The sequence below is a fragment of the Mycobacterium sp. NPDC049093 genome (genome assembly GCF_040704635.1).
Classification (GTDB): Bacteria; Actinomycetota; Actinomycetes; order Mycobacteriales; family Mycobacteriaceae; genus Mycobacterium.
Genome location: NZ_JBEZJS010000007.1, coordinates 283,016 through 301,375, shown reverse-complemented (window position 1 = coordinate 301,375; position 18,360 = coordinate 283,016). Strand labels below are relative to the sequence as shown.

Genomic DNA, 18,360 nt, shown 5'->3' with positions numbered 1-18,360 from the left:
TCGTAACTGGCCACTCAGCCGTTCTGGCCGGTGTTAGTCGCTGGCGGGAAGCGGCTTGGCCTCCTTGAGGCTCAGCGCGGTGCTGCCGACCGACAGCGTGCCGGCGCCGGCCTTGGTGACCAGTACCTCGGCGCCGCCCTCGTCGACGTAGCGCTTGCCCATCAGGTTGCCGTCCGAGAACGCGCCGTCGATGGTTGCGCCCGAGTCCTTCTCGGCATCGAGCGGGACCATGGCGACGCCACCGGCGCGGAGGTCGTCGAGACTGTCGGCGCTGCGCACCACGATGACCTGGGTGTCGCACACCTGGCTCTGCAGGCGGGTGCCGTTCTTGATCATGCTGACTCCTTTGAAACGGGTGCGAGTTCGTCGACGAGTTGGCGGCGCAGAACCTTGCCGGTCGGGTTGGTGGGCAGCTCGTCACGGAACACCACCCGGTCGGGGGTGCGCGAACCGCGCAGCTGCTTGCGAACATGTTCGCGCAGTGCATCCGGGTCAGGGGAGGCCCCCTCGACGGGTACCACGACGGCCACGATGATCTGGCCCCACTGGGGATCTTCCGGGCCGACGACGGCGACGTCGCGAACCTCAGGATGTTCGACGAGCACATCCTCGATCTCGGCCGGGGCGATGTTCTCCCCGCCGCGGATGATGGTGTCGTCGGAGCGTCCGCCGATGAAGAGGTAGCCGCCCTCGTCGAGCATGGCGACGTCCTTGGTGGGGAACCAGCCTTCAGTGTCGAGCACGGATCCGATGTCGGTGTAGCGACCCGACACCTGCTCGCCACGCACGAACAGCTCGCCCGTCTCGCCTGCGCCGAGCACGGTGCCGTCGTCGGCGCGGATCTGCACCTCGATACCCGGGACCACCTGGCCGACCGAGCCGAGTCGCCGGGCGCCGGACGCATCCTCGGCGGCCAGTGCTTCGCGGTGATCGTCGGGGCCCAGAACCGCGATGGTGGAGCTGGTTTCGGTCAATCCGTAGGCGTTGACGAAGCCGACGTTCGGCAGCAGCTGCAGTGCTTTGCGGACCAGCGGCAGCGCGACCTTGGAGCCGCCGTAGGCGAGGTTGCGCAGGGTGGGCAGTTCGAGGCCGGCGGATTCCAGCGCGGTGACGATGCGGTCCAGCATGGTAGGCACCACGGTTGCCGACGTGACGCCCTCGGTGCGGACCAGCTCGACCCACTTGTCGGCGTCGAAGTGCCGCAGGTACACCATCTTCCGGCCCGCGTATAGGTTCGACATCGCCGCGCTGACCCCGGCGATGTGATAGGGCGGCACGCAGATCAGGGCGGCGTCTTCCTCTGCCGCCGAACCGAATTCGACGGTGCCGGTGATGTAGCTGGTGAGGTTGTTGTGGGTGAGCTCGACGGCCTTGGGCCGGGAGGTGGTGCCCGAGGTGAACAGCACGACCGCGACCGCGTCGGGGTCGGCGAACTCGGCTGTGGGTTCGGCGTCGCGCGCCGCGGCCAGGAACTCCTCGGAGGTGATGACCTGCTTGCCCGCTCCGGCGACGACATCGGCGTATTCGGCGTCGGCGACCACCAGCGGCTCGGGCAACCGCTCGATCAGCTCGTGCAGACCGTCTCGGCTGAGGCGGTAGTTCAGCGGGGTGAACGGAACAGCGGCACGGGCCGACGCGAACAGCAGCAGCGGTAGCAGCGCTCCGCCGGTGCCGACATAGGCCACGTGGGCGGCTCCGGAGGCCGCGATGACGCCGGCGCCGCCGTCGGCCAGGGTGCTGAGTTCCTCGGTGGTCAGGCGGAGATCGTCGGACACCACTGCGGTGCGGTCGGGCCCACCCGAGACCGCCATCTCGAGCAGTAGCGAGATGCTCATAGGCCCTGTCCCGGTGCGTCGATGAAGATGTCGATGATCGGATTATCCCCGCCGCCGTAGCGGGAGAGGTCGGTGACACCGGAAGCGGTGAGCACCTCCGAGTCGACGAAGGTCTCACCGTTCACCTCGGCGGCCGGGCGGGACAGGATCTCGACGGCCGCATCCGCCATGATCTCGGGGCTGCGGGACTGTGAGGCCATCGTGTCGCCGTCGGCGAGGTTGGTCACTGCGGCGGTGGCGATGTAGGTCTCGGGCCACAGGCAGCTGAAACCGATGCCCGCGTCCGCGTATTCAGCCGCCCAGCCCAGCGACAGCAGCGTCATGCCGTACTTGGAAAGGGTGTAGGAGGGGTGTGCGCCCAACCAGTAGGGGTTCATGTTCATCGGCGGGGCCAGGGTCAGCACCTGGCCGTTGGTGGACTTGCGCAGGTGCGGTAGTGCCGCCTTGGTGAGCAGGAAGGTGCCGCGGATGTTGATGTCCATCATCAGGTCGAACTTCTTGGCCGACAGCGACTCGGTGGGGTCGGTGGAGATGGCGCTGGCGTTGTTGATCACGATGTCGACGCCGCCGAAGTGCTCGACCGCGGCCTCGACGGCGCGGGCCACGTCCTCTTCCTTGCGCACATCGCCGACCACGGCGACGCCCTTGCCGCCGGCAGCCTCGACCTCGGCAACCGCGGTGTGCACGGTGCCGGGCAGCTTGGGGTGGGGTTCAGCGGTCTTGGCCAGCAGCACCACGTTGGCTCCACGGCGGGCGGCGCCGAGCGCGATCGCCAGCCCGATACCGCGGCTGCCACCGGATACGACCAGCGTGCGATCGGTGAATGACTCTTGCTGGCTGGACATGGTCCTCCTCGTCGAGCGCAGCGTCCGCTATGCGCCGTGTGTCAACCGTACCCAAATGGTATTGGCATTCTCATTTTTAGCAAGTGTCGTAATCGTGGGGCGCACCGCCCGGGGAAGCGGCATCGACCAGACCTCTTCGCGTGTGTCGTGAGAGGTCCTCGGTGTGCAGGTCCGAGCACTCCCGGCCAGTACAGGTGCCACATTTCCACCACGCGGTATTGGCATTCTCATTTTTAGCAAGTACGTTATCCACTGATGAGCGAGCAAGATGTCTCTCCGGTAGAGACCCCATCTGGCATCCCGCTGGCGCCCGTCTACGGACCGGACGACCGCGCGGTCGAACCGCCTGCCCCCGGGACCTACCCCTTCACCCGCGGCAACTTCGCGTCCGGATATCGCGGGAAGACCTGGACCTTCCGGCAGTACTCGGGCTTCGGTACCGCCGAGGAATCCAACCGCCGCTACCGCTACCTGCTCGATCAGGGTGGGACGGGTCTGTCGGTCGCGCTGGACCTACCGACCCAGTGCGGTTATGACTCCGATGACGAAGAGTACGGCGAGGAAGTCGGCCGTGTCGGTGTCGCGGTGGACACCCTGGCCGACGCCGAGATCCTGTTCGACGGCATTCCGCTGGACAAGATCAGCACCAGCTTCACCATCAACGGCACCGCGGCCATCCTGCTGGCCTTCTATGTTGCCGCCGCGGAGAAGAAGGGCGTGCCGCGCGAGAAGCTGACCGGCACCATCCAGAACGACATCCTCAAGGAATACGCGTCGCGCGGCACCTGGATCTGGCCGCCCGAGCCATCTCTCCGGCTGATCGCCGACACCATCGAATTTTGCGCCGCAGAGGTGCCGCGGTTCAACGCGATCTCGGTGGCCGGTGCGCACTTCCGCGACGCCGGGGCCAATGCCGTCCAGGAGATGTCGTTCACCCTGGCCGACGGTGTCACCTATTGCGACACCGTCGTCGAACGCGGCCGAATGACGATCGACAAGTTCGCCCCGCAGATCTCGTTCTTCTTCTACACCCACGGTGACTTCTTCGAGGAGATCGCCAAATATCGTGCGGGCCGGCGCCGTTGGGCCACGATCGTGCGGGAGCGCTACGGCGCGACCACCGACAAGGCCTCGATGTTCCGGTTCGGCTGTGTGGCGGGCGGGGCCTCGCTGTACGCGCCGCAGGCGCAGAACAACCTGGTGCGGGTCGCCTACGAGTCGTTGGCGGCGGTGCTGGGCGGCGTGCAGTCGATGTTCACGGCAGCGTGGGACGAACCGTTCGCCCTGCCCAGTGAGGAGTCCGCGACGCTGGCGCTGCGTACCCAGCAGATCCTGGCCTACGAAACCGGCGTCACCAAGGTGGCCGACCCGCTGGGCGGTTCGTACTTCGTCGAGGCGCTCACCGACGCCACCGAGGCCAAGATCATCGAGATCATGGACGACCTGGAAAAGCACGGCGGCATGGTGCGCTGCATCGAGGACGGCTACCTGCAGGGTCTCATCGCGGACGAGGCGTTCAAGATCCACCAGGAGACCGAGTCAGGGGTGCGCCCGGTGGTCGGCGTCAACAAGTTCGTCACCGACGAGCCTGCGCCCGACATCGACACCTACGAACTCGATGCCGAGGGTCGCGATCTGCAGCTCAAGCGACTGGCGAAGGTCAAGGCCGAGCGCGACGACGTTGCGGTCAAAGAAACATTGGCGGCATTGGCCAGGGGCGCCGAAGGCAGTGGACCGGGGGCAGACAACCTGATGCACCGGTTGATCGACTGCGCCAATGCGTATTGCACAGTGGGAGAGATGGTGTCGACCTTGAAGTCGGTGTGGGGCGAGTTCCAGCAGCCGGTGGTGTTCTGATGGCAACCCGAGTACTTGTCGCCAAGCCGGGTCTCGACGGTCACGACCGCGGGGCCAAGATCGTCGCGCGTACGTTGCGGGACGCGGGATTCGAGGTCATCTACACCGGCATCCGTCAGCGCATCGAGGACATCGTGTCGATCGCGCTGCAGGAAGACGTTGCGCTGGTCGGTCTTTCGATCCTGTCCGGTGCGCACGTCGCGCTGACCACGCGCACGGTCGACGCGCTGCGGGCCGCCGATGCTGGCGACATCGCCGTCGTCGTCGGTGGCACCATCCCGCAGTCCGACGTCCAGAAACTCCTCGATGCCGGTGCGGCTGCAGTGTTCCCGACCGGAACGTCGCTCGAGACACTGGTGACCGACGTCCGCGCACTGACCGAGAAAGCGAGCTGACATGCGCCTTGGTGTGATGATCGGGGCCGAGCGCGGCGATATGGCCCGCAAGGTCGCCAAGCTGGTCTCCGATATCCAGTGGGCAGAATCCGCCGGCCTCGACAGCGCGTGGATGCCGCAGGTACCCAACGACTTCGACCTACTCAGCATGGTGGCGCTGATGGCGTCGAACACGTCGCGCATCGAACTCGGCACCGCGGTGGTGCCGCTGCAGGCGCAACACCCGATCGCGCTGGCGCGGCAGGCGCTGTCGGTGCACGCCATCTCGGGTGGCCGGCTGGTCCTGGGTGTCGGGCCGTCGCACCACTGGATCGTGCGCGACATGCTGGGCCTGCCGTATGACAAGCCCGCCGCCTACACCCGGGACTACCTGCAGGTGCTGAACGCAGCCATCTCCGGGCCCGGAGACGTTGACGTGGAGAACGATTCGTTCACTGTGCACAACCCGACCGTGCTGGGTGCCGACACCCCGATGCCGGTGCTGGTGTCCGCACTGGGCCCGGTGATGCTGCAGATCGCCGGTGAGCATGCCGACGGCACCTCGCTGTGGATGGCCGACGAGAAGGCGATCGGCGAGCACATCGCCCCGAAGATCAACAAGGCCGCTGCGGAAGCGGGCAAGCCCGCGCCACGCATCGTCGCGGGCATCCCGGTCACGTTGTGCGCCAACTCCGAGATCGAGGAAGCCAAGGACCGGGCCAACCGCGTTCTCGCGGAAGCCGAGACCTCGCCCAACTACCAGCGACTGCTGGACCGTGGCGAGGCTCGTAACGTCGGCGATCTGCTCGCGGCGGGTGACGAGGAGTCGATCCTGAAGCGGTTCAAGCAGTTCGCCGATGCCGGGGTGACGGATCTGTCGGTGCGCCTGCTGCCGATCGGGGAGAACCGCGACGAGCTGATCGCGTCGAAGTACCGGACCCGTGAGGTGATCGCGGAACTCGCCAAGCGCCTGCGATGAGCGCTTGCGCGAAGAGCGAGGGAGCACTGCGATGACTTCCGAAACGGGTCCACTCGCGGGCATCCGCATCATCGAGGTCGGGGTCATGCTGGCCGGCCCGTACGCCACCATGATGTTGGCCGATCTGGGCGCTGAGGTGATCAAGGTCGAACCACCCGGCGGGGAGATCTCCCGTCAGGTCAGCGACAGCTATTTCGCCAGCCTCAACCGGGGCAAGCGCAGCATCTGCCTCGATCTCGCCTCCGAGGCCGGTCAGGCGAAACTTGCCGAACTGGTGGCTGATTCGCATGCGTTGCTGGTGAACATGAAGCCGTCGGTGATCCGCAGGCTGGGGCTCACCTACGAGAACCTGCGGCACGTCAACCCCAAGATCGTCTGTGTCGCGATGACGGGATTCGGGCTGGACGGGGGAGACGACCCGGCGTTCGACTACGTCATCCAGGCCGCCACCGGCGTAGCCGCGATGACCGGTGATCCCGACGGCCCACCCACGCTGCCGGGCTACTCCTCGGCGGACAACTCGACCGGGTTGACCGCTGCGCTGGGCTTGCTGGCGATGATCGTGTCGGGCAACGGCGGCCAGGTGGATGTCTCGCTGCGGGACGTCATGCTCTCGCAGCTGAACTATCGCGCCTCGGCCTATTTGAACGACGGAGCCGAACCACGCCGCCACCCGTTCGGTGCCCATTCCTATTACGTGCCCGCGCAGCTGTTCCCGACCGCCGACGGCTATCTGGCGTTGTTCATCACCCACGACGGGTTCTGGAAGTCGTTCGCCGGTGAGGCCGGAATCAAAGGTTTCGAGACCATGGCCGAGCGGGCCGGCAAGCGCGACGAGGTGCTCGGCGTGGTAGCCGCCGCACTGGCGACCGATACGGCTGCGGGGTGGGAGTCACGGCTGAAGCCGCTGGGGATCCCGGCGGCTGCGGTGCGTACGCTGCCGCAGGCATTGGATGCGACGCCCGAAATGCTGGTCACCGCTGGGGATTTCCGGCTGGTGGGTAGCCCGGTGCACGTCACCGGCTATTCACCGGACTATCGGCCTGCGCCCGTGTTCGACGAATACGGACAGTGCTCGCCGGTTTCTGCACCTGGGTCGTGACTGCTTGCTCGCAGCAGCCCAGAGGTAGAAACCGGCGGCACCCTGGACCGGATGCACCTCGCGCCTGAGCTCAGTCCTCGTCGTAGGAGACCGTCACCGAATTGCAGTCCGGCACGGCCTGGCAGGTCAACACGTAACCGTCGGCCACTTCGTCGTCGTCGAGCGCATCGTTGACCCGCATGGTGGCGGTGCCCTCGAGGAGCTTGGCCATGCAGGTGCCGCAGTTGCCGGCCTCGCACGAGAACGGCGGCGTCATACCGGCCCGGCGCGCGCTCTCCAGCAGTGTCTCGCCCTCCCTGCGCGGCACGGACAACTGCTCGCGGTCGAAGACGATCGTGACCTTGCCGTCCGCTTCGCTGCCGGCCATCGCTCCTGCGGTCATGTAGCTCCCCTGTGCAAGTACGTTCTGATATGAAGAGAATACCATTCTCGCTAACTGATAGTATCTTCTCGGCATGGTCGGTGCCTACCCAGAGGCTTCGGGAGAGGGGTTGTGAATCTTGACTGAGGTCACAACTGCTCCTCGCGTGCGCACCCCCGCCGTCCTGGCATTCGACGACCGTGAGTACACCCTCGCCGAGCTCGATGCATTGACCAGCGGCATGGCCACCGCCCTGGAACACCGTGGCGTACGCCCGGGTGACCGGGTGGCGATCATGTCGTCCAACCGCCCCGAGTTCGTGGTGGCGCTGCGGGCGATCTGGGGACTCGGTGCGGTGGCGGTGCTGATCAGTCCGGCCTGGAAAGCCGCCGAGGTGGCGCATGTCCTGGCCCTGACCACGCCGAGTCATGCGGTGGGTGACCACGAGGCGCTGGCGGCGCAGATGCCGATGTTGCATCTGGATGAGCCGATCACCCCGGGGCGGAGGCAGTTCGACCTGCCCGACCCGGACGGCGACGCCCTGTTCGTCTTCAGTTCGGGAACCACCGGCCTGCCCAAGGCGGTCCGGCACACCCACCGCGGGTTCGCCGCAGCCATCGAGCATTGGCGCGACGCGCTGGGGTTCACCGACGCCGACCGCATACAGATCATGACGCCGCCGTCGCACATCCTCGGCCTGCTCAACATCGCCATGGTGCTCGACGCCGGAGCCTGGATGCGTCTGCACCGCCGCTTCGACATCGACACCATGCTGCGCCACATCGAGTCGGACCGGATCACGATCGAGATGGCAGTGGCACCAATCGCTTTGGCGTTGGCCGCACATCCTGATCTCGGCCGCTACGACCTGTCCTCGCTGCGCTATGTGATGTGGTGTGCCACTCCGGTCACCCGTAGCGTCGCCGACACCGTAACCCAGCGTGCCGGCATTCAGTGGCTGACCGCCTACGGCACCACCGAACTCCCCGTGATCGCCTGCAACCCACTCGATGCCAGCCGCATCGACACCGTGGGCCGGCCGGTGAGCGGGGTGGATGTGCGCATCAGCGAGGACGGCGAGATCCAGGTCCGGTCGGATTCGGTGATGGCCGGTTACCTGCCGAAGGACGCCTCGGCGGGCGCATTCCGCGACGGCTGGTACCGCACCGGTGACATCGGTTACCTCGATGACGACGGTTATCTGCGCATCACCGACCGCTCCAAGGAGATGGTCAAGGTCCGCGGTTTCCAGGTGGCGCCGGCCGAGATCGAGGCGGTGCTGCACGGCCACCCGGCGGTCACCGACTGTGCGGTGTTCGGTGTTGCCGATGCGGCCGACGGCGAGGCCGTGGTGGCCGCCGTGGCGATAAGTTCTGCGGTGTCTGCCGAGGAACTCATCGATCTCGTCGGTGAGCGGCTGGCCTCGTACAAGCGGCCCAGCCGCGTGGAGTTCGTAACCGACATACCGCGGTTACCTTCCGGAAAGGTATTGCGACGAGTGCTGAAGGAGCGGCATGGACGTTCGACTGACGTCTGAACAGCAGCAGCTGCGAGAGGCCGCAGCGAAACTGGCCGACGACCTCGGACCTGATGCGGTCGGAGAATTGTCGGATGAGGGCCGGATCGCCCGGTTGGAAAATACGGTCGCTGCCACCGAGTGGCGCACCCTGCGTTCCGACGGCGCCTCCGGTGTGGAAGTGGCGATCGTCGCCGAAGAGTTCGGGCGCGGTCTTGTCGACGTGCCGTTCCTCGGACCGGTGCTCGCCGACGATCTGGCCCGTCGGCTCGATCGTGAGGTGGCGGTCGGCTCAGGGGAGTCTGGCGGGGACGACGCCGCCACCGCCGGTGTGGATCTCACCCGCAGCACCGTCGGTGTGGTCGAGTCGCCCGCCGAACTCGGTGAGCTGTCGAGCGAGGACGCCCTGCGCTGGCAGGCGCTGGCGCTCGCTGCCACGAGCGCCGACCTGGTCGGCGCTGCGCGCGGTGCGCATGCACTGGCCGTCGATTACGCGAAAGTCCGTGAGCAGTACGGCTCGACGATCGGCTCGTACCAGGCCGTCGCGCACCTGCTGGCCGAGGGGCTGGCGCTGATCGAGGGTTCGATCAGCGTCCTGCGCCACGCGGCATGGGCGGTCGACGAACTGCCGGGGGAGGAAGCCGTCCGGGCCGGGAAGATCGCCAAGATCTACTGCGCCCGTGCCGCGCGGACCGTGTGTGAGACCGCGATTCAGGTGCACGGCGGTATCGGAAACACGTGGGAATGCCTGGCGCACGTATACCTGCGCCGCGTTCTGGTGGCCACCGAGTTGTGGCCCGTCAAGCTAGAGGACCTGGAGGTAACTGATCTTGGACTTTCGTGATTCAACTGAGGAAGCTGCCTTCCGGGACCGGCTACGGACCTGGCTGACGGACAACGCCGCGTCCTTCAAGGCATCCGGCGACGATTACTGGGCCAGGATGGGGGAGTGGCATCAGGCCCTCTATGCCGCAGGGTTTTTCGGCACTTCGTGGCCCAAGGAGTTCGGTGGCCAGGACCTGCCGCCCGTCTACGACGTCATCGTCGACGAGGAGCTGGCCCGCGCCGGAGCCCCGCCGCGCCCCAGCCTCGGTTACCTGGTGGTCGGGTTGGGCCACCACGGCGGCAAGGAACTGCAGCAGCGGTTCCTGCCGGGCATGATCAATGGCACCGAGCGCTGGTGCCAGGGCTTTTCGGAGCCGGGCGCCGGTTCGGATCTCGCCTCGCTGACCACCACGGCGACGCGCGACGGCGACAACTACATCATCAACGGACACAAGATCTGGACCAGCTACTCCGATGTGGCGGACTGGTGCCTGGTGTTGGCCCGTACCGACAAGGATGTGGCCAAGCACAAAGGCATCTCGGCCTTCATCGTGTCGATGCACCAGGACAGCATCGAGCAGCGGCCGCTGCAGATGATCAACGGTGTCACGACGGAGTTCGGCCAGGTCGCGTTCGACGGTGCAGTAGTGCCGGCCTCGAATATGGTCGGTGAGCCGGGCGACGGTTGGCGCCTTGCCATGACGGTGGTCAGCCATGAGCGGGAGCCGTCTACTCTCGGCTACTCGGCCCGGTACGGGAAACTGGTGCGGGAGATGGCTTCTCGGGTGTCGGGTAAGACGCCAGAAGATCTCGCGTGGGCCGGGGTGCAGGCCGAGATGCTCCGTCTGCACGTGCGCCGGCGCCTGTCCGAACAGCTCGACGGGCTCAAGCACGGCCCCGACGGCTCGCTGGACAAGCTGCTGATGACCTGGGTCGAGCAGTCCGTCGGGCATGCCGCGCTCGCGGTGGCGGGCACGTCTGATCCCGAGTTGCTCAGCGCCTATCTGTACAGCCGGGCCCAGAGCGTCATGGGTGGCACGTCGCAGATCCAGAAGAACATCATCGCCTCACGAATCCTCGGGCTGGGAGTCTAGATACATGTACGGAATGCCGGATGAAATCGATGTGCAGGCCGACGGTGCCCTGCGCATCATCACGCTGAACCGCCCCGATGCGCTCAACGCCGTCAACGACAACTTGCACGTCGGACTCGCGAAGATCTGGGAAGAGCTGAACGAGGATGCCGACGCGCGGGCGGCGGTGATCACCGGTGCGGGACGCGCGTTTTCGGCCGGGGGTGACTTCAACTACCTCGACGAGTTGCGCCGCGACGAGGCGTTGCGTCAGAAGACGATCAAGCACGGACGTGATCTCGTCATCGGTATGGTGCGGTGCCGCATCCCGGTGGTGGCCGCGGTCAACGGCCCGGCGGTCGGGCTGGGCTGCAGCCTGGCCGCGCTCTCCGATGTGGTGTACATGGCCGAGAACGCGCACTTCGCTGATCCCCACGTGCAGATCGGTCTGGTGGCCGCGGACGGGGGTCCGTTGGTGTGGGGCTCGCAGATCAGCCTGCTGCAGGCCAAGGAGTTCGCGCTCACCGGCGTGCGGATCAAGGCCCAGCGCGCGGTCGAGCTCGGTCTGGCCAATCATGTGGTGCAGGACCCGCTTTCGGAGGCGATTGCCTGCGCCAAGAAGCTGATCGACCTACCCAAGCAGGCCGTCGAGGCCACCAAGCGGTTGATGAACATCCAGCTGGAGCAGCAGGTGATGGCGTCGCTGGATTACGCCAACCTCGCCGAGTACGTCTCGTTCGGCACGGCCGATTTCAATCGGATCGTGGACGGCCTGATCGCCAAGAACTGACCGCCAACCGACCCCGCGAGGGTGCGCCGAATGGCCACTTACGGCACGCGAATCAGCGAAAAGCGTGCCGTAGGTGGCCAATGGCCGTGATCACTAGAAGGTGAGTGCCTCGGAGCGCTGGACGGTACCGGAGACACCGCTGGCGTCTTGACCGGCCAGCCGTACGGCCGCGAGGCCCATGGCCTCGGGCGGCTCAACCATCTCCGGCGGAATCTGCAGCCCGCTGCCGCCGGCCTGCCAACCCTCGGTCAGCACCACGCGTGACGGGCTCAGGCAGTTGACTGCGATGTTGTCGCCGCGCAGATCGGCGGCCAGGCCGAGGTAAAGGCGTTCGGCGGCGGCTTTGGACACCCAGTAGGCGTTGGCGCCGTGCTCGATCATGTCGACGCCGGTGGTGGTGATCGCGATGAGCGACCCGCCACCACGCCTGCGTACCTCGGGAATGACGGCCTTGGTCACCAGGTACACCCCGGTGAGGTTGACGTCCAGGCACAATTGCCAGCGTTTGAGCGGCGTCGTCTCAATGGGGCCGAGCCACAGTACACCGGCGTTGGCCACCAGGATGTCGATGCCACCGAACTCTGAAACTGTCTTGGCGACAGCCTTGTTCACCGATTCCTCATCGGTGACGTCGCAGGCGACCGGGAGGGCCTGTCCGCCCGCGCCGGTGATGTCTGCGGCCACCGATCCGATGGTGCCCGGCAACTTGCCCTGCTCCTTGGAACGGGCCGCGACCGCGACCGCGGCGCCTTCGGCTGCCAGTGCCCGGGCGATCGTAGCGCCGATACCGCGGCTTGCACCGGCGACAAAGGCGACCTTTCCGGTCAGGTTCATCGCGACAGACTATTACTTCGGCGGGAAGCGCAATGCCCCGTCGAGGCGGATGATTTCACCGTTGAGATAGTCGTTTTCGATGATGCTCTGGGCGAGTTGGGCGTACTCGGTCGAGCGGCCCATGCGCTTGGGGAACGGCACCTGCGGACCCCAGTACTGCTCGAGCTGATCGGCGGCCTTGCCGTAGGCGGGGGTGTTGATCGTGCCGGGGGCGATGGTGCAGACCCGGATGCCCAACGGCGACAGGTCGCGCGCGGCGACCAGCGTCATGCCGAGCACACCGCCCTTGGCGGCCGAGTAGGGCAGCTGGCCGATCTGGCCTTCGTAACCGGCGATCGAGGCGGTGTTGACGATGGCGCCGCGGCCGCCCTCCTCCAACGGTTCGGTCTTGGCGATCGCCGCAGCGGACAGTCGCATCACGTTGAACACCGCGGTCAGGTAGAACTCGATGGTCTTCTTGAATCCGTCGAGATCGAGCGGGGACCCGTCCTTGCCGACCAGGCGGCCGCCGGCGGCAGGTCCGCCATGGGTGTCGACCGAGATGCGGAGCGGGGCAAGGGCTTCGGCCTCGGCGATGGCTGCGAGCACCGACTCTTCGGAGGTGGCGTCGGTGGGCACATAGCGCACGCCCAGCTCTTTCTCCAGGGCGGCGCCCTTGTCGTCGGCCAGGTCCGCGACGACCACCTTGGCTCCTGCGGCCTGCAGACGGCGGACTGTCGCTTCACCCAGGCCACCCGCACCGCCGACGACGATCGCGGAATTACCGGCGATTTGCATAGGGTTCCCCTTCTTGCAACTGAGACTCTCTGGCTGCGAGAATAACATTCTCTTACCGGGTGAACCAGGGAGCAGAATCAATGCCTGAAGCCGTCATCGTGTCCGCGCTGCGGACCCCCATCGGCACGGCCAAGAAGGGCACGTTGCGTGATACCGACGCCTACGCGCTGGCTGACCACGTAGTACGGGCAGCCGCCGAGGACCTTGCCGGCTACGGCACCATCCCGGTCGACGACGTGATCCTCGGCGAGGGTCTCTACGGCGGCGGCGTCGTCGCCCGTCATGCCGCCATCACCGCCGGCCTCACCACGGTGCCCGGTGCGTCCGTCAATCGGCACTGCGCCGCCGGTCAGTCCGCAGTGCAGAACGCGGCCGCGAGTATTCGCGCCGGTATGGACCGGTTGGTTCTGGCCGGCGGCGTCAACTCGGCCTCCACCTCGCCCCGCTTCCTCCGCGCGGCCAGCAGTGCCAAGGACGCCGAATGGGTGAACTGGTTCCCGCCGACCCACCCCGACCGCCCGGATGCACCGAACATGGACATGTCCATCACGGTCGGCTGGAACGCCGCGGTCAAGGCCGGGGTGAGCCGCGAGGAGATGGACCAGTGGGCGTTGGGTTCACACCTCAAGGCCATCGCGGCGATCGACGAGGGCCGGTTCAAGGAGGAGATCGTCCCGATCCAGACTCCGCACGGGCTGTTCGACACCGATGAGCACCCGCGCCGCGACACCACGCTGGAGAAGCTGGCCGCACTCAAACCACTTCATCCCGAGATCGACGGCTTCTCCATCACCGCAGGCAACGCGTGCGGAGCCAACGACGCTGCCGCACTCCTGACCATCGCCAGCGACAAACTCGGGCTACCCGCCCTGGCGACCATCAAGTCCTGGGCGTCGGTGGGCGTCGACCCGGCATCCACCGGCCTGGCTCCGGTCGAAGCCATCACCAAAGCGCTTGGCCGGGCCGGTCTTTCGCTGTCGGATGTGGACCTCTTCGAGATCAACGAGGCCTTCGCGTCGATGTGTGTGGCCACCATCAAGCTGCTCGACATCGACCCGGAGCTCGTCAACGTCAGCGGTAGCGGGTGCTCACTCGGACATCCGGTGGCCGCCACCGGGGCGCGCATGCTGGCCACCATGGTCCACGAGCTGCGCCGGCGCGGCGGCGGCATCGGTGTCGCCGCGATGTGCGCCGGCGGCGGGATGGGTTCGGCGACGGTCATCGAGGTGCCTTCACCGTAGTGTCGACCGTGATGACGAAGCACAACATCGAAGAGCTGATCGCAGCAGCGCGCAGTGGATCCCAGCGCGCTGTCGGGCGTCTGCTGAGCCTGGTCGAAAGCGACCGTCGCGGTGAGGTTCTCGCGGTACTCGGTCCCGCGTCGCCGCGAGTCATCGGGGTCACCGGTCCGCCCGGCGCGGGGAAGTCGACGACGGTCGGCGCCCTGGTCGGCGCGTACCGGGAGCGTGGACTGCGGGTCGCGGTGCTCGCCGTCGATCCGTCGTCCCCGTACAGCGGCGGTGCATTGCTGGGGGATCGGATCCGGATGGCCGCCCACATCAACGACCCCGACGTGCTGATCCGCTCGGTGGCCACCCGCGGGCATCTGGGCGGGCTGGCTGCGGCGGTACCGGCGGCGATCCGGCTGCTGGCCGCCCTGTCCTACGACCTGATCGTGTTGGAGACCGTGGGTGTCGGCCAGTCCGAGATCGAGATCGCCGCGATCGCCGACCCGACCGTGGTGATCCTCAATCCCGGTGCGGGTGACGCCGTTCAGGCCGCGAAGGCCGGCCTGTTGGAGGTCGCCGATCTGGTCGTGGTGAACAAGGCCGATCGCGAGGGGGCCGATCAGACCGCCCGCGATCTGCGCGCCGAAGCCACCGTGCCGGTACTCAAACTTGTTGCCGCACAGGGGGAGGGCCTGGCCGAGCTGGTCGAGGCCATCGATGCCCATCACCGCGCCGACACCGCTGAGCGGCGCACCGCCCGGGCCCGCACCCAGATCCTGTCACTGGCCCAGACGCTGCTGCGCAACCACGAAGAGTTGGACGGGCTGGCGGCGGCGGTGGCCGACGGCACCACTGACCCCTACACGGCGGCAGCCCAACTGATCGCCGACTCAGCCCGCTGAGTCGGCGAGCCCGATCACCCGTCGCATCGTGGCGAGGAGTTCGGTCTGCAGGGCGTCGTCGTCGAGATCGGCTACCAGCGGATGCATCACCGCGGCGCCGATCACCCCGGACAGCACCGCCGCATGGACCCGTGCCCCATCGCCGGACTGGTCGCCGAGCATCGCCGCGTAGAGCCGGTCGATGAACTGCTGAAACGGTTCGTGTTCGGCCAGCAGTCGCACCACGACTGGGTCGAATTGCAGTGTGCTGGCAGCACGCCGACGTGAGACCGCCATCGTGATCACGCGGGTGAGAAGGATTTCGCGGGCCCGGGTGGGCGAACCTTCGGCCTCGGCCGCCTCCAGCGATTCTTCGAGCTGGCCGAGTTCGCGTTCGGTCAGCGCGATGATGATGGCTTCCTTGGTCTTGAACTGGTGGTAGACGGCGGCTTTCGTGACACCGATGGCGTCGGCGATCATCTGCAGTGAGGTACCGCCGACGCCGTGGTCGGCGATCAGCTCGAGAGCCGCATCGAGGATGCGGGTCTGCGCCGCGCTGCGCGGGGTCCCCAGCACGACTCGACCGTAGCCGATCAGCTCACCGACTTGCCCGTCGCTGCGGCGTAGCCGCTGCGGTAACCGAACACCATGGCGGGGCCGAGGGTGCCGCCGGCTCCTCCGTAGGCCTTGCCCGTCACCCCGCCCATCGCGTTGCCGGCGGCGAACAGACCGGGGATGGGTGCGCCGTTGACGTGTAGTACTCGGCCGTCGCGGTCGGTGCGTGGTCCGCCCTTGGTGCCCATCGCGCCGATCTTGACCGGCACTGCGTAGAACGGCGCGGTGTCGAGTGGCCCCAGCGTCTGGCCGGCCGGGGTGGCGGCCGAGTTGTCGCCCCAGTAGCCGTCATACGCGCTGGATCCACGGCCGAAGTCCGGGTCGACCTCGTCGGCGACGTTGTCATTCCAGCGACTCAGGGTCGCGGCCAGGCCTTCGGCGTCGATGCCGGTCTTGGCGCCGAGTTCGGCGAGCGTGGCCGACTCGCAGAACCACTCCGGCGCCGGGGCACCGGGTTCGACGCCGAGGAACCCGTAGCGCTGCAGGTGCACGGAGTCGAACACAATCCACGCCGGGTCGTTGGCGTAGCCGAGCTTGGGGTCGAGGTACTGGAATGCCCCGGCCATCGAGTTGTATTCGCCCGCCTCGTTGAGGAAGCGCTTGCCGGCCCGGTTGACGATGACGCTGCGTGGCCGGGTCCGTTCCAGCCGCACGCTGCGGCTGCGGGGGTGACCGTCGATGGTGTCGCCGGGCAGTTGCACGATCGGAACCCACCACGCCTCACCCATGTTGGCCAGGTCGGCGCCGTGAGCCATGGCCATCCGCAGCCCGTCGCCGGTGTTGTTCGGCGGTGACACCGCGCCGCGCATGGGGCCGCGTAGGTAGGCCTCGACCAGCTTGGTGTCCCATTCGAAGCCGCCGGTGGCCAGCACGACGCCGCTGCGGGCGCGGACTTGAACGCCCGCTCCGCTGGTGTTGTTGAAGCCGATGCGCACGCCCTCGATGCCGGTGTGGTCACCGATCAGTTCGACGGCGCGGGCCTCGGTGACCGGTTGGATGCCCCGGTCGAGCAGCCCCCGCAGCAGTCCCGCGATCAGTGCGGTGCCGGCCACGCACAGGTCGGCGTCCGGGTCGTCGTAGACGGCGTGAATCCGGGCGCGAGTTTCGGCGTCGATCCCGACATTGCTGAAATCGGCCGGGAACGAGGTGATCCGGTCGCGCCAGTTGCCGAGCTTGCCCTGGTCCACCGGGGCGGCGCTCAGCGAGCGGCCACCCCCGGGACGCCCGCCGGGCAGTTCGGGCTTGTAGTCGGGGAAGCCCTCGGCGACGGCGAAGCGCAGCTCACTGTGTTCCTCGACGAAATCGAGCATCGCCGGTCCGGTCCGGACGAAGGTGTCCACGAGATCGGTATCCAGGTAGCCCAGCGACTGGGCCTGCAGGTAGTCCACCGCATCGGAGACCGGTAGCGGTCCGTCGGCGCTGCGGTCATGGGAGGGGATCCACACGATGCCGCCGGAAACCGCGGTCGTGCCGCCGACGGTCGGTGCCTTCTCGTAGATCGCGACCGACGCGCCGTTGACCGACGCCGTCAGCGCCGCGGTGAGCCCGGCGCCGCCGCTGCCCAGCACGACGACGTCGACTTCGTCGTCCCAGTCAATTTCGGTACGGGTCAATGTCTTTCCCTTTCAGTACAGGATGGCCGATAATTCGTTCGCGGCCCGGACCACCGCATCCTTGCCGCCCATCACGACGTCTTCGCGGTGCGAGATGAGGTTGATGCAGGTGGGCGGTGAGGGCAGGCGCCGGCGCACGGGTACGGCCAGGCCGTACGTGTTCGGTTCGATCTCGCCGTGGGTGATCACCCAGCCCTGTTCGCGGGTCTGCCGCACCAGTTCACGTTCACCGGGGCGCGGCGGCATGCTCGCCAGCAACGCCACCCCGGCCGCGCCCAGTTCGAGCGGGTGACGGCTGCCCTCGTGGAAGGACAGTTGGTAGAACACCTGCGTCGGGACGATCACCGCGACGGCCACCTGTTGATCGCCCTCGGCCACCAGTAGTGACACCGTGCTGCCGAGCTCGTCGGCGAGTGCACGCAGGGTCGGGACGCTGAGCTGACGCATGTTGTTGTCGAACGAGGATCCGAGCGCCGCCAGCCCGGCGCCGGGCCGGTAGCGACCGTCTTCCCCCTTTGTCACGTAGCGGAATTGGCTCAGGGTGGCCAGTAGCCGGTAGGCGATCGTGCGATGGGCTCCGACATGGTCGGCGACCTGTTGCACGGTGAGCCCGGTCGGGGCGGCGGCGATGGCCGCGAGCGCGCTCAGTCCGCGTGCCAACGTCTGCGAACCGGGCACCCCGGTGGGGGTGCCGTCGGTCTTCGATTGTGCCTGCGACGGGGTTGCCTTGGCCGGCATCGCGCCCCTCCTTGACAGATAGAACCGCGAGAGTGATGCTCTGATAATAATGCACTCCGATGTGCGCTATATGAGCAAAGTGCTTACAAATTTGGAGAATAGCATTCTCACTACCT

At 67.0% G+C, this 18,360-nt stretch carries 19 protein-coding genes; 10 read left to right on the top strand and 9 right to left on the bottom strand.

Annotation, left to right across the window (positions count from 1 at the left end):
• Nucleotides 1-33: 33 nt before the first annotated feature.
• Genes AB0876_RS27420 through AB0876_RS27410 form a run of 3 tightly spaced genes read right to left on the bottom strand, consistent with a single transcriptional unit; the run spans nt 34 to nt 2,680 of the window.
• Nucleotides 34-336, bottom strand: coding sequence for a hypothetical protein (locus tag AB0876_RS27420; protein WP_491841033.1), 303 nt, complete (start codon nt 334-336; stop codon nt 34-36).
• Nucleotides 333-1,835: a class I adenylate-forming enzyme family protein gene (locus tag AB0876_RS27415; RefSeq protein ID WP_526043418.1), complete on the bottom strand. Its 1,503-nt coding sequence runs from the start codon at nt 1,833-1,835 to the stop codon at nt 333-335. Before AB0876_RS27415 ends, AB0876_RS27420 begins: the two co-directional genes overlap by 4 nt.
• On the bottom strand, nt 1,832-2,680 hold the full coding sequence (locus AB0876_RS27410; RefSeq protein ID WP_526043417.1) for an SDR family oxidoreductase: 849 nt from the start codon (nt 2,678-2,680) through the stop codon (nt 1,832-1,834). The genes AB0876_RS27415 and AB0876_RS27410 overlap by 4 nt, the downstream gene beginning before the upstream one ends.
• Before the next feature lie 255 nt (nt 2,681-2,935).
• On the opposite strand from AB0876_RS27410, the gene AB0876_RS27405 reads away from it, so the two are divergent.
• The 4 genes from AB0876_RS27405 to AB0876_RS27390 are packed head-to-tail and all read left to right on the top strand — an operon-like array spanning nt 2,936 to nt 6,992.
• Nucleotides 2,936-4,537: a methylmalonyl-CoA mutase family protein gene (locus AB0876_RS27405; RefSeq protein ID WP_526043416.1), complete on the top strand. Its 1,602-nt coding sequence runs from the start codon at nt 2,936-2,938 to the stop codon at nt 4,535-4,537.
• Nucleotides 4,537-4,932 (top strand): methylmalonyl-CoA mutase C-terminal domain-containing protein, encoded by a 396-nt coding sequence (locus AB0876_RS27400; protein WP_454791231.1) that lies wholly within the window; start codon nt 4,537-4,539, stop codon nt 4,930-4,932. Before AB0876_RS27405 ends, AB0876_RS27400 begins: the two co-directional genes overlap by 1 nt.
• 1 nt (nt 4,933) lies before the next feature.
• Nucleotides 4,934-5,890: an LLM class F420-dependent oxidoreductase gene (locus tag AB0876_RS27395; RefSeq protein WP_526043415.1), complete on the top strand. Its 957-nt coding sequence runs from the start codon at nt 4,934-4,936 to the stop codon at nt 5,888-5,890.
• 31 nt (nt 5,891-5,921) lie between these two features.
• On the top strand, nt 5,922-6,992 hold the full coding sequence (locus tag AB0876_RS27390; protein WP_526043414.1) for a CaiB/BaiF CoA transferase family protein: 1,071 nt from the start codon (nt 5,922-5,924) through the stop codon (nt 6,990-6,992).
• A gap of 70 nt (nt 6,993-7,062) precedes the next feature.
• Here the strand turns inward: AB0876_RS27390 and AB0876_RS27385 are convergent, their stop codons facing one another.
• On the bottom strand, nt 7,063-7,374 hold the full coding sequence (locus AB0876_RS27385; RefSeq protein WP_526043413.1) for a 2Fe-2S iron-sulfur cluster-binding protein: 312 nt from the start codon (nt 7,372-7,374) through the stop codon (nt 7,063-7,065).
• A gap of 145 nt (nt 7,375-7,519) precedes the next feature.
• Between AB0876_RS27385 and AB0876_RS27380 the strand changes: the two genes are divergently transcribed.
• Genes AB0876_RS27380 through AB0876_RS27365 form a run of 4 tightly spaced genes read left to right on the top strand, consistent with a single transcriptional unit; the run spans nt 7,520 to nt 11,557 of the window.
• Nucleotides 7,520-8,890 carry a class I adenylate-forming enzyme family protein gene (locus tag AB0876_RS27380; RefSeq protein WP_526043459.1) on the top strand — a complete coding sequence of 457 codons (1,371 nt, stop codon included), beginning with the start codon at nt 7,520-7,522 and terminating at the stop codon, nt 8,888-8,890.
• Nucleotides 8,868-9,713: an acyl-CoA dehydrogenase family protein gene (locus AB0876_RS27375; protein ID WP_491841040.1), complete on the top strand. Its 846-nt coding sequence runs from the start codon at nt 8,868-8,870 to the stop codon at nt 9,711-9,713. Before AB0876_RS27380 ends, AB0876_RS27375 begins: the two co-directional genes overlap by 23 nt.
• Nucleotides 9,700-10,788, top strand: coding sequence for an acyl-CoA dehydrogenase family protein (locus AB0876_RS27370; RefSeq protein ID WP_491841041.1), 1,089 nt, complete (start codon nt 9,700-9,702; stop codon nt 10,786-10,788). Before AB0876_RS27375 ends, AB0876_RS27370 begins: the two co-directional genes overlap by 14 nt.
• Nucleotides 10,789-10,792: 4 nt before the next feature.
• The gene (locus tag AB0876_RS27365; RefSeq protein ID WP_491841042.1) at nt 10,793-11,557 is read left to right on the top strand and encodes an enoyl-CoA hydratase/isomerase family protein; all 765 of its coding nucleotides are present in this window, start codon (nt 10,793-10,795) and stop codon (nt 11,555-11,557) included.
• A gap of 93 nt (nt 11,558-11,650) precedes the next feature.
• Here the strand turns inward: AB0876_RS27365 and AB0876_RS27360 are convergent, their stop codons facing one another.
• Together AB0876_RS27360 and AB0876_RS27355 are read right to left on the bottom strand one after the other, a co-directional pair.
• A complete protein-coding gene (locus AB0876_RS27360) occupies nt 11,651-12,391 on the bottom strand; it encodes an SDR family NAD(P)-dependent oxidoreductase (RefSeq protein ID WP_491841043.1) in 741 nt (246 codons plus the stop codon).
• A gap of 12 nt (nt 12,392-12,403) precedes the next feature.
• On the bottom strand, nt 12,404-13,168 hold the full coding sequence (locus AB0876_RS27355) for an SDR family NAD(P)-dependent oxidoreductase (RefSeq protein WP_526043412.1): 765 nt from the start codon (nt 13,166-13,168) through the stop codon (nt 12,404-12,406).
• A gap of 80 nt (nt 13,169-13,248) precedes the next feature.
• On the opposite strand from AB0876_RS27355, the gene AB0876_RS27350 reads away from it, so the two are divergent.
• Nucleotides 13,249-14,409, top strand: coding sequence for a thiolase family protein (locus AB0876_RS27350; protein WP_526043411.1), 1,161 nt, complete (start codon nt 13,249-13,251; stop codon nt 14,407-14,409).
• An 11-nt stretch (nt 14,410-14,420) separates the two neighbouring features.
• Nucleotides 14,421-15,299, top strand: a complete 879-nt coding sequence (meaB, locus tag AB0876_RS27345) for a methylmalonyl Co-A mutase-associated GTPase MeaB (protein WP_491841046.1) — start codon at nt 14,421-14,423, stop codon at nt 15,297-15,299.
• On the opposite strand, the gene AB0876_RS27340 is transcribed toward meaB, so the two are convergent.
• Genes AB0876_RS27340 through AB0876_RS27330 form a run of 3 tightly spaced genes read right to left on the bottom strand, consistent with a single transcriptional unit; the run spans nt 15,288 to nt 18,244 of the window.
• Entirely contained in the window at nt 15,288-15,854 is a 567-nt protein-coding gene (locus AB0876_RS27340) for a TetR family transcriptional regulator (protein WP_448447908.1), read from the bottom strand. The genes meaB and AB0876_RS27340 overlap by 12 nt on opposite strands.
• A 17-nt stretch (nt 15,855-15,871) precedes the next feature.
• Nucleotides 15,872-17,506 carry an FAD-dependent oxidoreductase gene (locus AB0876_RS27335; RefSeq protein ID WP_491841047.1) on the bottom strand — a complete coding sequence of 545 codons (1,635 nt, stop codon included), beginning with the start codon at nt 17,504-17,506 and terminating at the stop codon, nt 15,872-15,874.
• A gap of 12 nt (nt 17,507-17,518) precedes the next feature.
• Nucleotides 17,519-18,244 (bottom strand): IclR family transcriptional regulator, encoded by a 726-nt coding sequence (locus AB0876_RS27330; RefSeq protein ID WP_526043410.1) that lies wholly within the window; start codon nt 18,242-18,244, stop codon nt 17,519-17,521.
• Between the last annotated feature and the right edge of the window lie 116 nt (nt 18,245-18,360).